The following is a 14,863-nucleotide window of genomic DNA, read 5'->3' as shown; positions in this document are numbered from 1 at the left end:
GTCAGAAGCTCGCCTTTGCGGCCTTCAGCTCTTCGGCCATCGTCCTCACGGCGTCCTCGGTTGTGGCGGTGCCGGAGAGCACGGCGTACACGTTCTTGTAGATCGCCTGCGAGATCTGCGGGTAGACGGGGGAGATGGGCCGTGGCTTGGCACCCTTGACGGAGGCGAGCAGTTCGGTGGCAAACGGCATCTTCGCCAGGACATCCGCGTCCGAGTAGGCTGCCTCGTTGACGGGAGCCTGCGAGAAGTCCATGGCTACGTGCGTCTGCCAGTCCGGGGTGGTGGCGAAGTCGATGAAGGCAACGGCTGCGGCCTGGTTGGTCGAATGGGCCGAGATTGCCAGGTTCCAGCCGCCCAGGACGCCGGAGGCCTTGCCGCCTTCCCATGCCGGCAGCGGGGCGACGCCAAAGGTCCCGGCCAGCGGGGTGGCATTGAGGAGGCGGTAGACGTGCGGCCAGTTGCGCTGGTAGCCAAAGTTGCCCGATTCGTAGGCCAGGCGCGCGGGGTCCTCGTTGTAGGTCAGCACCGCACGGTCCGCCGCACCGTCCTTGAGGCCCTTCACCATGAAGTCAAGTACCTCACGGGTTTCGGGGGAGTCGATCTTGACCTCGCCCTGGCTGTCCAGCACTTCTCCGCCGGCGCTGTAGAGCATTTCAAGGAAGTTCACGGTGAGGCCTTCGTACTGCTTGCCCTGGTAGACGAAGCTGTTGCCCGGCGCCCCGGCTGCCTCACTGTAGAGCTGCTGCCACGTTTCCGGCTTGGCTACTTTGTCCTTCTGGTAGTAGATGAGCCCCGCGTTCGTGAAGAACGGGGAGGCCCAGTACTTGTCCTCGTACTTGGTGGTCTCAACGGTGGACGGAATGAGCCTGTCCATGTTGGCTTCGACGAGTTTGGTCTGGTCCAGGAGCCAGCCCTGCGAGGCGAACTCCGAGGTCCAGATGACGTCAGTGAGGAAGATATCGCATTCGGTGGACTTGCCCTCGAGCCGCTGCACGGCCTGCGTGCGGGCTTCGTCGGTGGTGGCCCCGATTTCGGTGTATTTGGCCGTGACCTTGCCGTTCGCCTTGGTGAAGGCCTCGGCCGTGCCTTTGTAGATGCCGGAGGCGTCTTTGCCGCCGCATACGTTGAGGTTGCCGGCTGCGCTGGCTGCCGACGACGGATCGGCAGCTGCCGCTTGGTCCGCGCCTTGGGGGGCCGCGCCACCGCCGCACCCGCTGAGCGCGAGGCCTACGGCTATTGCCGCAGCGGCGGCAACGGTGAGGCGCGGGGAAGTACGTCGAATCAAGTCCACAAGTGGCTCCTTTGCCGGGCTGGCGTCATTTTCGAGTTGCTTTGGAATCGATTCCAAGGTGTGCCGCGATGGCTGCTTCTGTTGTTTGGAATCGATTCCAAAGAAGTGTGACAGGCGCCACGCGAGGCTGTCAACCCTCCGTCAGCTGTTGGTGGAGTCCCTGACCACGAGCTCATGAGGGAGGAATGTCCTGCCCCTGCGGTGCGGGCCCGGTGTGGTCATCCTGGCGAGGAGGGCCTCAAAGGCCAGGCGGCCCATCTCGTAGGCCGGCTGCCTGATGGTGGTCAGTTCCGGGATGCACATTTCCGCCTGCACGGAATCGTCAAAACCTGCCACTGCGATGTCCTCCGGAACCCGCAGCCCGGCGTCGGTAATTGCGCGGACGCATCCTGCGGCTACCGTATCGCTGCCGCAGAAGACGGCGTCGGGAAGCGGCTCCGCCTTCAGGAGGTCCTTGGCTTGGACGCGCCCGGTGCGGAAGTCGAAGTCTCCCTCCACGAAGAGTATCTGGTCCGCGGGCAGGCCTGCCTCGGCGGCCGCCAGCCGGAAGCCCTCCTCGCGCAGCCGGCCGGAGCGTGCTGCCCTGTTGCCGATCATCGCCAGCCGGCGGCCGCCCGTCTTGATGAGGTGCCGGGTGATGTCGAAGGCGGCCTGGCGGTCATCGATGGCAACGCCGAAGGCGGCCTCGGCATTGGCGATCTCGCAGACCTGGACGACGCTTTGCTGCTCGGCCATGTCCCCGATGTCCTCATCGGGCATCGTTGGTGAAAACATCACCAGGCCGTCCACGGAGCCATTGCGCAGCATGTCCACCAGCTGCTGCTCCCGTTCGGGGTCCCCGGCGGTCGGGGCAATAAGGCTGACATAGCCGGAGAGTGCCGCGGCATCGCTGATCCCCCGGAACACTTCGCTGATGATGGGGGAATTGAGGTTTTTGGCCAGCGCCAGAATGCGCATGGTCCGGTCCCGCCGCAGGTCGCGGGCGGAGGCGAGCGGGCGGTAGTTGAGCTGGCGGATGGCCTCGGTGACCTTTTCCTTGCTGGACTCGCTGACGGCCGGACTTCCGTTCAGGACCCGGGAGACGGTGCCCACGGACACCCCTGCCGTCTTCGCGACGTCCTGCACTGTCGCTCGCGCCATCTCCGTCTTTCCTCCCGCGACCAGTGTTATGGGTCACCGCTGCCCCACCCGTGCCGCGCGTCGCAGCGGCGGGGGTGTCCCCAGCTTAGCCGCCCGCCCAAGGGTGCGTCCGCTGACGGGGGCCTTGTCCCACGGTTCGGCGGCCGGGGCGGCTGCCACCGGGCCGTTCCGTCCGGCCACCTATGATGGCTGTCATGACCGAACGCGCCCGGGACGAGGCTGCCGGAAAACTCGAGCGGGTAATCGCCGCCCAATTGCGGCACTACCGCACTTCCCAGGGCATGTCCTCTGCCGAGCTTGCTGCCCGCACCGGGATGTCCAAGGCGATGATCTCGAAGATTGAAACCGCCAGCACCTCTTGTTCCCTGACCACGCTGCAACGCCTCGCGGACGGGCTTAAGATCCCGGTGACTGCGCTGTTCCGCGGTGCGGACACGGACCGGGACGCCACCTTCACCAAGAGCGGGGAGGGCAGCCTCACAGTGCGCAGCGGCACCCAGCACGGGCACGAATACCGCGTCCTCGGCACCCTCAAGGACCGAACGGACGCGCTGGAGCCGACCCTGGTGACGCTGACGGACGCCTCGGACGTTTTCCCGCTCTTCCAGCACCCTGGGACGGAGTTCATCTACATGCTTGCCGGCAGGATGGTGTACGGGCACGGCCGGTACGAATACACCATGGAACCCGGCGACTCGCTCCTGCTTGACGGCGAGGGGCCGCACGGCCCCCTGGAACTCCAGGAGCTTCCCATCAAGTTCCTTGCCGTCGCTGCCAGGTAGGTCCCATTCCACGTCACGACAGGACATCGCCTGCGGCTGTGGTCCTCAGCTGTGAATGTTGGCGGTAAATGGCGGTCTTTCTGTGGCGCTAAGTCTCGCCCTGCTAGTCCGCAAGCGCTCTTGACCTCCTGTAGAACGCCGCTCGGGACATTCCGAGATCCCCCGCAACCTGCGCAGCGGGCTCGCCACCTTTGACCAGGCGAACAGCGCTCCTGATCTGACTATCAGTAACCAGGCGGGGCCTGCCGCCAAGGTCCCTGCCAGCTTCTCTTCGCAACATAGAGTCCATCGGTGTCGCTGTGTCGACGTCCCCCTCCGCCCAGGTTGAGGACGCGCAGGGCGGCGCCCCTACTGCGGAGTTCATCGGCAAACGCGAGCATGTTTTGGGTGGATCGCCTGAGCCGTTCCAGAGTCGTGATGACGAGGGTGTCACCCTCCATAAGGGCATCAAGCGCTCTTGATCAGGCTCTGGTCGCGGCGCGCGTGCTCCGGAGACGCCCTGGTCGATGTAGGGGTGATCGCGTCGAACGCCGGCGGCCAATAGATCCACCCGCTGCCGGTCCGTGGACTGCTGCCGTGTCGAAACTCGTGCACAGCCAATAAGCTTCGACATGACTGCCTCGGATGTGTCTCATAACTAATGATTTGTTCGCCGATTCGAGTAGAAGGTTTCGATACATAGTTATGAGAATCGCCGGACGCAGAGAAAGTCACATGATTTCACGGGAACTAGGATCCCGCGGGACAGGGCCAATGAGACGTCTCGTATCCCATGGGTTACGAGACGTAGGCTACCGCCAGATCTCTCGGGCTAGTTAGACCCGGGCAGTGAAAAGCTGCCTCAAATCTGGCGTTTCCTCAACACTGCTTCAGGGCGCTCCTGTCATTTCGGGGGATTGCATGAGTCGAAACTGATCTCCGTACAACTCTTCATTGTCACGGGTTCTGCGCCGGAGGAGACTTGAGGCGACGGCATCCCATCCAGGGCCGCCCGCGGGGCCACCCGGCTGCAGGGCCTCACGGTCCCCCTGTAGCGGCTTGGTGGATCGATGAGCTCCATGACACCCCTCGACGAGGCCACTCAGCGGCCGCGCCATCTCCTGCCCCTGGTAGCTATCGCACTGATTGGATGTCTCGGCGGCTGCCAGTATGAGTCCGACGATGCCCCCCTCCCGTCGGCCAGTACTGCGACTACGGAGGTTCGCACACCCCCACAGCTTCCGGCGGACGGCGGCGACACTCGCACGGTCCCACCTCTGCCGAAGAATGGCGACATCGACGCCGGCACATACCTCGTCCTCGTCCCCGGCTACACGGAGCCTTTCGAGATCACCGTCCCAGACGGCTGGAAGTCCTTCGACGGCGACAGCGTGATCAAGGACGACCCTGGTCACCCGGATGAATGGGCCGTTTACCTCACTTTTTGGCCCGCCGACTATGTGGCGACGGACGCATGCGCGTGGGTGGGCAAGCTCGCCGAGGTCGACTCGTCGCCTAAGGCCTTCGTCGATGCGATGGCGGCGCAGACGTCAACGGCAAGCACCCCTGCCGTCGAGGTCATGGTGGGCAATTACTCCGGCTTCGAGTTCGACCACTCCGTCGAGGGCGACGCGGACACCACAGCCTGCGACGGCGGCAAGTTATGCATCCACTCAGGATCCTCATACGAATGCTCACGCTGGTACTCAAGCGTGGCTGAGCGCGAGACCTACCGGGTGGTCGACTTGAATGGCCAGCGCGCTGTGATCGCGGTGAGCCAACTCCACGAATCGATCAACCCGGAGCTGACGAGAGAGGCGCGCGCCGTCTTCGACTCCATCGTGTTCAGGTCCGACAAGTGACCAGCCGATGCGATAGACGATCCCGCTCGCGGGCGCCGACTCCGTCTCTTAACCCACCTGGGTGTCTCATGGCCTCAGTGTCTCGAAACGCAAGGGTTTCGAGACACCGGAAGGTCGCAGATAAGGCAACCTCGCGGAGAGGTTCATCGGGCGGGGCATACGGGAATTAGTAAGGAGGACCGCGCTACGCCATGATTTTTTCAAACCAGCCGCGCGTCGACCGACCGGCTACCGGGACGCTGTGCGGGCAGGCCCTTTACGGGTGATGCCGGGCCCGGGGCTTTGGATAGCAAAGGGTCATCCGTGCCGAACTTTTCTCGCCTGGATCTGCTATTTTGCCTAGGGCCGCTAGCCTTGGCAGGTGGAAATTCGCGCGGTTCTTTTTGATCTTGACAACACACTGTTCGACCATCCGGCATCCGCCACCGCCGGGGTGGCAGGATTCCTCAAGCATCTAGGAGCTGAGTTTTCCGAGGAATTGCGCTTTTCTTGGTTCGAAATCGAACAGGCCTGCTACGACCAGTTCCTCCGAAAGGAGATTTCTTTCGATGAGCAGCGGCGTGAGCGGCTGCGCCGCTTCCTCCCCTTTGCCCGGGTTACGGTCCCCGAATCGGAAGGAATGCTTGACGAGCTCTTCCTGGCCTACCTCAGTAGTTATGAGAATGGATGGACGGCGTTTCCAGACGCCGTTCCCGTTCTGCGCGGACTACGCAAGGATCGTATGCCAGTCAGCGTCCTCACTAACGGAAATGACGACGGGACTGCTGACGTTTTAGTTGACTCGTGGGGTTGATAGTTTTAGGCGGCTAACGCCACGTTGTTGATTGTCTCAAACTCGATCGGGGGTAGTTTACCGAGGGCTTTCTGCCGTCGCCGGCGGTGGTAGGTTCGCTCGATCCAGGTGGTGATGGCCAAGCGTAATTCTTGGCGGGTATCCCACCGTTTCCGGTTCAGCACGTTCTTCTGCAAAAGGGCGAAGAACGATTCCATGGCCGCGTTGTCGCCGCACGCGCCGACCCTGCCCATCGAGCCATTCAAGCCGCTGGCGTGCAGCCCCGAGACGAACTTGCGGGACCGGAACTGACTACCCCGATCGGAGTGCACCACGGTCCCTGACGGGCTCCTGAGCGCCACGGCGTGGGCCAACGCGGCCACCGCCAAGGACGCTTTCATCCGGCCGTCCATGGAGTACCCCACGATCCGGTTCGAATGCAGGTCCTTGATCGCGCACAGGTAGAGCTTGCCCTCTCCGGTGGGGTGCTCGGTGATGTCCGTGACCCACTTCGTATCCGGCGCCGCGGCGCTGAAGTCCCGCTCGAGCAGGTCATCGTGGACCGGCGGACCAGCCTTACGCCCTCCGACCCGTTTGCGGTGGATGACCGAGAGGATGCCATTGGCCGAGCAGAGCCGCCAAATCCGGCGTTCACTGGCCACCGCTTTATCGCCGGCGTTGAGCTCGTCGGCGATGAACCGGTAGCCGAATGCCGGGTCATCAGCGTGGACGTCGATCGCAGCGTTGATGAGATGTGCTTCCTCCCAATCCCGAACCGGGACGGGGTTGGATTTCCACTTGTAGAAGTCCTGTTTGGAGAAGTTCAGTACCCGGCAGGTCACCGCGACGGGAACACCGTCAGCGGCAAGGTCAAGGACCAGCGGGAACATCATTTTGGGTTGATGTCCCTGGACAGATAAGCGACAGCCCGGCGCATGACTTCGGCTTCCTGTTCCAGAAGCTTGATGCGCTTTTTCGCTTCACGCAGCTCGGCGGATTCTTCCTTCGCGGCCCTGGTCTTGGGGCCCTCTTCCTCGTCAGCCTTCTTCAGCCAACGGTGCAGCGCAGCCGGTGAAACGCCGAAGTCCTTGGCGATCGTGGTCAGGGGCGCTTCGCCCTTGCGGGCAACCGCGACCACGTCACGGTGGAATTCTTCGGGAAAGGCCTTGGGCATGATGAACATCCTTCCACCCGCGAGGTTAATCCTCACAGGTCAGGAGTCAACCAAACCGTCAGCAGTCCCGACCAGCAGAGGGCGAAAGTAAAGAAAATAGGTCTCGAACCACTCGTGGACAGGATTTTCACTTCGGAACTGATCGGCCACGCCAAACCCGCATCAGAGGCCTTCCTAGAACCGTGCAAGGAACTGAATGTATCGCCAGCCCAGGTTCTATACGTCGGTGACAATTACACCGTCGACGTTGAAGGCGCCCGGAATGCCGGGTTACAAGCCGTACACCTCGCCCGGGGGAGCAACCCATCAGAGGGTTCAATTCAAAGCTTGGCGGAACCGCGTTCCATTCTTTCGAAGAATCCCAGCAGACGTTGTTAAGTGTCCGCGGCAGGTTCCCTGGGAGGGCGTGAACTACTGGTTCATTGCCGCGATCCTGGTTACAGCCGGATTTGTTGGAAGACTGCTCTACGTACGGGAAGCCTCCGCCGCATAACCCTAGGGTAATGAGAGGCCTTGGTGCCACGGGATCCATGGTTCCGCTCATGATCAGTCCTCCCCGCCAGGCAACACCCGGCGTGTCAGGCCAACCACGGATCCACCGCTATTCCGGCAGTCCCGCCGGCCGAGACCAGGGTGGAGGGAAGTCCGCGACAATCTGCTCGGTCAGAATCATGCCGCCGAAGTCAGCGCGTGCCTTTGCCAGTGTTTCCGGTTCGGGGTCGATAGTGGCATACCAGGGCTGCAGATCTTTGGCCTGCACGAGATGCTTTCCCCCGCCAAGGTCAGTGATGTTCCAGTCGGAGAGGTCGTTGGCGTGTTTCAGGTGGGCGTCGGTGAGGAGCTGGATTCCGTGGACATCGGGGATGTACTGGCCGTTCAGGTGCCTGTTGTAGCGGACGTGATGTTCCTCGACGTGAGGAAGAGCTGGCCCGGCACCGGCGAGGTCACTCCAGGAGATGGTGAGCGCTTTGCTATGTCGTATGAACGCCAGATCGGTGTCCACTGGGAACGCGGTCATGGCCCGGCTGACCTGGGCCAAGCGGTCCTGCCAGGACATCGTGTCGTCCATAACCCCGTAACAGGTCCGTCCCAGGGGACTCATCGAAGCTGATGTGAAGCGGCGTGGTTTGGACCGCAGGTAGGTCACGCCAGCCATGGCGAATTTGATCGCGCCGGCAGCCAGCACGGGCCCCACGTCAGGGTTCTTGGAGCGAATCTGATGGATGTTGCGGTAGAGGTAGACGTCGGCTCCCTCGAAGCGCCCCCACGCCGTGGCGGCGTCGCAGATCTGTGCCGTCAGGGCCTCCGGGACGTGCCAGGTGCGGCGTTCTTCCTCGGCGTCCAATAGGGTCAGATCCTTAGTCTGGTAGGACACGAACGCGGTCAGCTGCTGCGGGACCTGTCCGCCGCTCAACCATTCCGGGAAAAACGCCTCCGCAGCAGCGGTCACTCGTCCGGATTTCCCGAGCGTCTGCAAATGTTGGGCGAAAGCAGCCAACCAGGAGCGCACTCCCTCCTCGCGCCCTGCCCTGCTCAATAATGCCACCGGACCGGCATCCGAATCCGAGACTCCTCCCGCGAACACGTCATCCCAACCGGAGTCCAGAACGGCCTGGTTCGCCACCTGGACCGCAGCCTCAACTGCCTCAAAGACATCCTTCAAGCCACGGGGCCGGAACTGCAGCCACAGTTCTTCATACTGGGCCTTCCGCCACGCCTTAAACAGCGAAGTCCAGACAACCTCAACCTCGGCTCCCGGCATCCGCCCCCCCGATCCGCAGTTTTTCCACAAGTCTCCCGCGAACCTACCTGATTCCATTGAGTGAGGACAGGCCGATTCTGATGCCCACTCATACCTCAGTGTCCGAACCACCAGAATGAGTCCACCTATTACCGGGTGAATACTGACGGCAGAAATACGCCGCTGCCGGTAGTCGAGTATCCCGTTGGCGTTCCTAATCTGGGGTGTCTCAAAACCTTTCTGCCTCGAATCCCTATAGATTCAAGACAGCCAGCGAGCAGTGGTGCGACAAAGAGCGATCACAAAACGCCGCCATTTATCAGCAAACTCCACAGGCCCCAGCCGCACCCCCGATAACTCCTCGAGTAACCCTTCAGCGGGTTGGTTTTCGGCAGGTTAATCATCCAGTGCGGCAAGCCGCGCTCTCCGTCATCCAGATTTAACATTTCCTGCGCCCTCTTGAAACACCACTTTGACTACTGTGGTTCAACAATGTTTCATATCAAGTAACAGCAAGCGAACAGGACAGTTCCGATGACAAGTGTCGCGACACCTGAAGTACCAACAGAGGCACCCCTGGCGGAGGGCGCCGCCCGTATTTCCCTTGCAGACATCGCCAAGGCACACGACGTCCGGTTCCTCCTGGCCACCTTTGTGGACATGACGGGGAAGCCCTGCGCCAAGCTGGTCCCGGTGGAAGCCGCCGATGAACTCGAAAACGGAGCGATGGGTTTTGCCGGCTACGCTGCCGGCCTGATGGGCCAGAAGCCGCAGGACCCGGACCTGATCGCCATCCCGGATCCCGCGTCCTTCACCCCGGTTCCCTTCATCAAGGAGGGCCTGGCCATCATCCACTGCGACCCGCACGTGGACGGCAAGCCCTGGCCCTACGCCCCGCGCGTCATCCTCAAGAACACGCTCGCCCGCCTGGCAGGCCAGGGCATGCAGGCAAAAGTGGGCGCCGAGGTTGAATACTTCCTGGTGAAGAAGAACGACGACGGGACGCTGAGTACCGCCGATGACAAGGACGATTCGCCCCGCCCCTGCTACGACGCCCGCGGCGTGACCCGCATGTACGACCACCTGACCTCCATCTCCGGGGCGATGAACAGCCTGGGCTGGGGCAACTACGCCAACGACCACGAGGACGCCGCCGGCCAGTTCGAGCAGAACTTCAACTACGCCGACGCCCTCACCACCGCGGACCGTGTGGTGTCCCTCCGTTACATCCTGAACATCCTGGCCGGGCAGCGGGGCATGACCGCCACGTTCATGCCCAAGCCCTTCACGGACCGCACCGGTACCGGCCTGCACTTCCACCTTTCCCTGTGGCAAGGCGCCAGCGCGCTGTTCCCCGCAGAGGGAACGGACGACGACGGCCGCGGCCTTGGGCTCTCCGGCCTCGCCTATTCGTTCATTGCCGGCATCCTGGACCACGCCCCCGCGCTGCAGGCCTTCCTCGCCCCCACCGTGAACTCGTACAAGCGGACCGGCGCCACCACCAGCTCCTCCGGCGCCACCTGGTCTCCGCGGAAGGCCTCCTTCGGCGGCAACGACCGCACCCACATGATCCGGGTGCCGGACAACAAGCGGATCGAACTGCGCTCCGGTGACGGTTCAGCCAACCCGTACCTTGCCATCGCCACTGCCATTGCCGCCGGACTGGACGGCGTGGAGAAGTCGCTGGACCCGGGCATGCCGTCCGGGCCAGGGGAGTCCAGGCCCGCCGCGCATTCCCTCCCGGCCACCCTGCTCCATGCGGTGGAAGCGCTGCGCAAGGACCCGGTGATCCTGGCCAGCCTCAGCGGCGACCCCGCCGTCGGCAGCTATTACGCGGACGCCAAGGAAGAGGAATTCCTCACCTGGCACAACCAGGTCAGTGACTGGGAAATCCGCACGTACCTCACCTCAATCTGATCCCCTACCACCCAAGCAAAGGACCACTATGTGCGGAATCGCCGCGCTGCAGCTGCGCAACCCCTCGCTGCATCCCCGGATGGGCAGCCTGCTGTCCTCGATGCTCTGCCAGATCGTGGACCGCGGACCGGACTCAGCCGGCCTTGCCGTCTACAACACGCCCGGCCTCGTCCAGGAGGGCTCCTCCACCCTGAGCCTCCTGGGCAAGGACCAGGGAATGACGACGGCGGCAATCACCGCCGGCGTCGCGTCTCTCCTCCCGTCTGAAGCACAGGCAGCCGTCAAAGTGGTGGGCGATACCACCCTGGTGAGTGCCGCCGTCGGCACTGACCTGCTGGTGAAGGCCGTCAGCGAAACCCTGCCGGAGGCCACCATCATCGGCCGCGGCGAGCACGTTGCCGTGATGAAGAGCGTGGGCCACCCGATGGAGATCGCCGCCGAGCACGGCCTGGAGGCGATGGCCGGAAGCCAGGGCGTGTCCCACACCCGGATGGCCACCGAGTCCGCCGTCACCGCCGGCGGCTCGCACCCCTTCTCCGTTGCGGACGACCTGTGCCTGGTCCACAACGGTTCCTTCTCCAACCACGCCACGGTCCGCCGTGACCTTAAGCGCGAGGGCGTGGTGTTCGACTCGGAAAACGACACCGAGGTGGGCGCCCGCTACGTCGCCTCCCGGCTGAAGCAGGGCGACACCCTTGAGGAAGCCCTGGTGAACCTGGGCAAGGTCCTGGACGGTTTCTACACCCTGGTGGTCACCACCGCGGACAGCATGGCCGTGGTCCGCGACCCCATCGCCTGCAAGCCCGCCATCATCGCGGAAACGGACGACTACGTGGCCATGGCCTCCGAGTACCGGGCACTGGCATCCCTGCCCGGCATCAACAACGCCCGCATCTTTGAACCGGAACCCGGAAAGGTCTACACATGGTCACTCTGACAGCCCCCGAAACCCTTGCCCCTGCAGCTGCCAGCGCGGAACAGGCAACGGCCGTTGACCTGGCCGCCAGCACCGTCCGGGAACTCAACGAGGCTATCCACAACGCGGCAGACGGGAAGTCCTGGGTAGTGGCCAACCCGGGCGGGAAGCACAGCATGGCCGTCGGCATCGATGCGGATATCACGGTGACCATCGACGGCCACGCCGGGTACTACGCAGCCGGGATGCACCAAAAGGGGAGCGTGGCCATCAACGGCAATGCCGGCGTCGGACTGGCGGAAAACATCATGTCCGGGAAGGTCCACGTCAAGGGTGACGCGTCCCAGTCCGCAGCGGCCACCGGCCATGGCGGCCTGGTTGTAATCGACGGGAACGCCGGTGCCCGCTGCGGGATTTCGATGAAGGGCGTGGACATTGTGGTGGGCGGCAACATAGGCCACATGTCCGCGTTCATGGCCCAGGCCGGCCGGCTGGTGGTCTGTGGTGACGCCGGCGACGCGCTGGGCGACTCCATCTACGAGGCCCGGATCTACGTCAAGGGCTCGGTGGCCTCGCTCGGCGCCGACTGCATCGAAAAGCCGGTGCGCGAAGAGCACCTGGCCGAACTCGCGGAACTGCTGGCCGCTGCCGGCCGCACGGACAACCCGGCCGAATTCAAGCGCTACGGCTCAGCCCGGAACCTCTACCACTTCCACGTCGACAACTCGACTGCCTACTAGGAGGCCTTCATGACCATCACCTCCCTTCCCGCTCCTGCCGATATCGCTGCGCTGGGCCTCCGCGAGTCCGCCACGTTCGACCGCGCCACCATTGCGGACATCCAGCGTGCCGCCGCCACCGGCGTCTACGACATCCGCGGCTGGGGCGCCAAGCGCAAGGTCCCGCACTTTGACGACCTGCTCTTCCTCGGCGCCTCCATGTCCCGCTACCCGCTGGAGGGCTACCGCGAAAAGTGCGATACCGACGTCGTCCTCGGGGACCGGCACGCCACCCGTCCGCTGCACCTTCAGACCCCCGTGACCATCGCCGGCATGAGCTTCGGTGCCCTGTCCGCCAACGCCAAGGAGGCGCTGGGCCGCGGCGCGTCCGAGGTGGGCACCTCCACCACCACGGGCGACGGCGGCATGACACCGGAGGAGCGCGGCCAGTCCAAGCACCTGGTGTACCAGTACCTGCCCTCCCGCTACGGCATGAACCCGGACGACCTGCGCAAGGCCGACGCCATCGAGATCGTGCTGGGCCAGGGCGCCAAGCCCGGCGGCGGCGGCATGCTCCTGGGCCAGAAGATCACCGAGCGCGTGGCCGGAATGCGCACCCTGCCCGTGGGCATCGACCAGCGCTCCGCCAGCCGCCACCCGGACTGGACCGGCCCGGACGACCTGGAAATCAAGATTGGCGAGCTGCGCGAAATCACCGACTGGAAGACCCCCATCTACGTCAAGGTTGGCGCGTCCCGGCCGTACTACGACACCGCGCTCGCCGTGAAGTCGGGTGCGGACGTGGTGGTGGTGGACGGCATGCAGGGCGGCACCGCGGCGACGCAGCAGGTGTTCATCGAGAATGTGGGCATCCCCACGCTCGCCGCCATCCCGCAGGCGGTGCAGGCGCTGCAGGAACTCGGGGTGCACCGCAAGGTCCAGCTGATCGTTTCCGGCGGAATCCGCACCGGGGCGGACGTGGCCAAGGCCATGGCCCTGGGTGCCGACGCGGTGGCTATTGGCACGGCAGCCCTCATCGCGCTCGGCGACAACGATCCCCGCTACGCCGCCGAATACGCGGAACTGGGTTCCGCGGCCGGCTTCTACGACGACTTCCAGGACGGCCGCGACCCCGCCGGCATCACCACCCAGGACCCGGAGCTGTCCTCCCGCCTGGAGCCGGTGGCTGCGGGCAAGCGCCTGGCCAACTACCTGCGCGTCCTCACCATGGAGGCCCAGACCATTGCCCGGGCCTGCGGCAAGTCCCACCTGCACAACCTTGAGCCCGAGGACCTGGTGGCGCTGACCATCGAGGCCTCCGCCATGGCCCGCGTGCCGCTGGCGGGCACCAGTTGGATTCCCGGAGTGCAGGGGAGCTTCTGATGCCTGCGGCTTTATCCGACGCCTCAGATTATGTGGTGGTGGGCGCCGGACTGGCGGGGGCCGCAACGGCCTGGCAGCTGGCCTCCCGCGGCCACCAGATCACCCTGTTGGAGCGTGACGTTCCGGCCGCCCACGACGGCAGTTCCCACGGCTCCGCCCGGATCTTCCGCTACGCCTACCCGGATGCTTTTTATACCCGGGCCGTGCTGGAGTCGAAGGAGCTGTGGAACGGGCTGACCGCCGCATCCGGAAGCGAGCTGATCACGCCGTCCGGCGCCGCGGATTACGGCCCGGAGCGCAATCCGCGGCTCCTGGCCTCGGTGCTTGCTGCTGAGGGCATTGAGCACGAGCTGCTCTCCGCGGCCGACGCCCGCAAGCGCTGGCCGCAGATCGCCTTCGATACGGAGGTCCTCTGGCATCCCGGCGCCGGGGTGGTTGATGCGGAAGCCGCCGTCAACGCCATGGTGGGCCTCGCCGTCGGGCATGGCGCCAGGCTGCTGACCGGCTGGGAGCTGCACAGCGTGGAGCGGAACGGCAGCGGTTACCGGCTGCATTCCAGCACGGGGGAAACGGTGGACGCGGGCAATGTGGTGGTCAGCGCCGGCGGCTGGCTGCCGGGGTTGCTGGGGCGGTTGGCCCTGCCGGCGGGTTTCCTGGCCGGTCTTCCCGAGATCACGGTCCGCCAGGAGCAGGCGTTCCACTTCACATACAGGGATTACGACGGCGGTGCAGCCTCGGGTGCCGCTGCCTGGCCCACGTTCATCCACAAGGCCGCCGATATCCAGGCCTACGGCCTGCCGGGTGGACGCGACGCCGGCTTTGCCGGCCAGAAAGTCGCCGAATACAACGGCGGCAAGCTCATCCCTTCCGCGGCACACCAGACCGGTGAGGTGGACCCGGCCAACCGGGCGCGGGTGGTGGACTACGTCCGCCGCTACCTGCCCGGGCTGGACCCCGAACCGGATGCCGAGACCACCTGCCTGTTCACCAACACGCCGGACGAGGACTTCGTGATCGACCGGGCGGACAACCTTACGGTGCTCTCGCCGTGCTCGGGGCATGGTGCCAAGTTCGCGCCGCTCATCGGCCAGTGGGCCGCGGACCTGGCCACCGGTGCGGGGCCGGTTCCGGGCCGGTTCCGGGCCGCGACGTCAACACCTGCCACCATCCAGGACGGAAACCAGTGA

General features: G+C 64.4%; 13 protein-coding genes and 1 pseudogene. 9 read left to right on the top strand and 5 right to left on the bottom strand.

Annotation, left to right across the window (positions count from 1 at the left end):
- Position 1 precedes the first annotated feature (1 nt).
- Entirely contained in the window at positions 2–1,291 is a 1,290-nt protein-coding gene (locus FHJ30_RS18590) for an ABC transporter substrate-binding protein (protein WP_240793759.1), read from the bottom strand.
- A 141-nt stretch (positions 1,292–1,432) separates the two neighbouring features.
- Complete coding sequence (locus tag FHJ30_RS18585) at positions 1,433–2,431, bottom strand: LacI family DNA-binding transcriptional regulator (RefSeq protein ID WP_139030725.1); 999 nt, start codon at positions 2,429–2,431, stop codon at positions 1,433–1,435.
- 194 nt (positions 2,432–2,625) lie between these two features.
- On the opposite strand from FHJ30_RS18585, the gene FHJ30_RS18580 reads away from it, so the two are divergent.
- Positions 2,626–3,213 carry an XRE family transcriptional regulator gene (locus tag FHJ30_RS18580; RefSeq protein ID WP_228404521.1) on the top strand — a complete coding sequence of 196 codons (588 nt, stop codon included), beginning with the start codon at positions 2,626–2,628 and terminating at the stop codon, positions 3,211–3,213.
- A 103-nt stretch (positions 3,214–3,316) separates the two neighbouring features.
- Here FHJ30_RS18580 and FHJ30_RS18575 read toward each other — a convergent pair.
- Positions 3,317–3,826: pseudogene (locus FHJ30_RS18575) on the bottom strand (recombinase family protein).
- A gap of 445 nt (positions 3,827–4,271) precedes the next feature.
- Between FHJ30_RS18575 and FHJ30_RS18570 the strand changes: the two are divergent.
- Both FHJ30_RS18570 and FHJ30_RS18565 read left to right on the top strand, forming a co-directional pair.
- Positions 4,272–5,054, top strand: coding sequence for a hypothetical protein (locus FHJ30_RS18570; RefSeq protein WP_373683157.1), 783 nt, complete (start codon positions 4,272–4,274; stop codon positions 5,052–5,054).
- Positions 5,055–5,415: 361 nt separating this feature from the next.
- A complete protein-coding gene (locus FHJ30_RS18565; RefSeq protein WP_139030722.1) occupies positions 5,416–5,847 on the top strand; it encodes an HAD family hydrolase in 432 nt (143 codons plus the stop codon).
- Between the two features lie 5 nt (positions 5,848–5,852).
- Here FHJ30_RS18565 and FHJ30_RS18560 read toward each other — a convergent pair.
- A protein-coding gene (locus FHJ30_RS18560) for an IS3 family transposase (RefSeq protein WP_139030721.1) occupies positions 5,853–7,000 on the bottom strand; the annotation gives its coding sequence in 2 pieces (ribosomal slippage) (positions 5,853–6,730 and positions 6,730–7,000; 1,149 coding nt in all).
- Here FHJ30_RS18560 and FHJ30_RS22050 point away from each other — a divergent pair.
- The gene (locus FHJ30_RS22050) at positions 6,971–7,378 is read left to right on the top strand and encodes an HAD family hydrolase (protein WP_139030720.1); all 408 of its coding nucleotides are present in this window, start codon (positions 6,971–6,973) and stop codon (positions 7,376–7,378) included. The two genes, FHJ30_RS18560 and FHJ30_RS22050, sit on opposite strands and share 30 nt — an antisense overlap.
- A gap of 223 nt (positions 7,379–7,601) precedes the next feature.
- Here FHJ30_RS22050 and FHJ30_RS18550 read toward each other — a convergent pair whose 3' ends face one another.
- Complete coding sequence (locus tag FHJ30_RS18550) at positions 7,602–8,762, bottom strand: hypothetical protein (RefSeq protein WP_139030719.1); 1,161 nt, start codon at positions 8,760–8,762, stop codon at positions 7,602–7,604.
- A gap of 513 nt (positions 8,763–9,275) precedes the next feature.
- On the opposite strand from FHJ30_RS18550, the gene glnT reads away from it, so the two are divergent.
- The 5 genes from glnT to FHJ30_RS18525 are packed head-to-tail and all read left to right on the top strand — an operon-like array spanning position 9,276 to position 14,863.
- The gene (glnT, locus tag FHJ30_RS18545; protein WP_139030718.1) at positions 9,276–10,658 is read left to right on the top strand and encodes a type III glutamate--ammonia ligase; all 1,383 of its coding nucleotides are present in this window, start codon (positions 9,276–9,278) and stop codon (positions 10,656–10,658) included.
- A gap of 28 nt (positions 10,659–10,686) precedes the next feature.
- Positions 10,687–11,595, top strand: a complete 909-nt coding sequence (locus FHJ30_RS18540) for a glutamine amidotransferase (protein WP_139030717.1) — start codon at positions 10,687–10,689, stop codon at positions 11,593–11,595.
- On the top strand, positions 11,583–12,314 hold the full coding sequence (locus FHJ30_RS18535; RefSeq protein ID WP_139030716.1) for a protein glxC: 732 nt from the start codon (positions 11,583–11,585) through the stop codon (positions 12,312–12,314). Before FHJ30_RS18540 ends, FHJ30_RS18535 begins: the two co-directional genes overlap by 13 nt.
- A 9-nt stretch (positions 12,315–12,323) precedes the next feature.
- The gene (locus FHJ30_RS18530) at positions 12,324–13,676 is read left to right on the top strand and encodes an FMN-binding glutamate synthase family protein (protein WP_139030715.1); all 1,353 of its coding nucleotides are present in this window, start codon (positions 12,324–12,326) and stop codon (positions 13,674–13,676) included.
- Positions 13,676–14,863, top strand: coding sequence for an FAD-dependent oxidoreductase (locus FHJ30_RS18525; protein ID WP_139030714.1), 1,188 nt, complete (start codon positions 13,676–13,678; stop codon positions 14,861–14,863). The genes FHJ30_RS18530 and FHJ30_RS18525 overlap by 1 nt, the downstream gene beginning before the upstream one ends.

This window comes from Arthrobacter sp. BB-1, assembly GCF_006151685.1.
Taxonomy (GTDB): domain Bacteria; phylum Actinomycetota; class Actinomycetes; order Actinomycetales; family Micrococcaceae; genus Arthrobacter.
The sequence above is the reverse complement of the archived record's forward strand: the minus strand, read 5'-3'. Positions and strand labels throughout refer to the sequence as shown.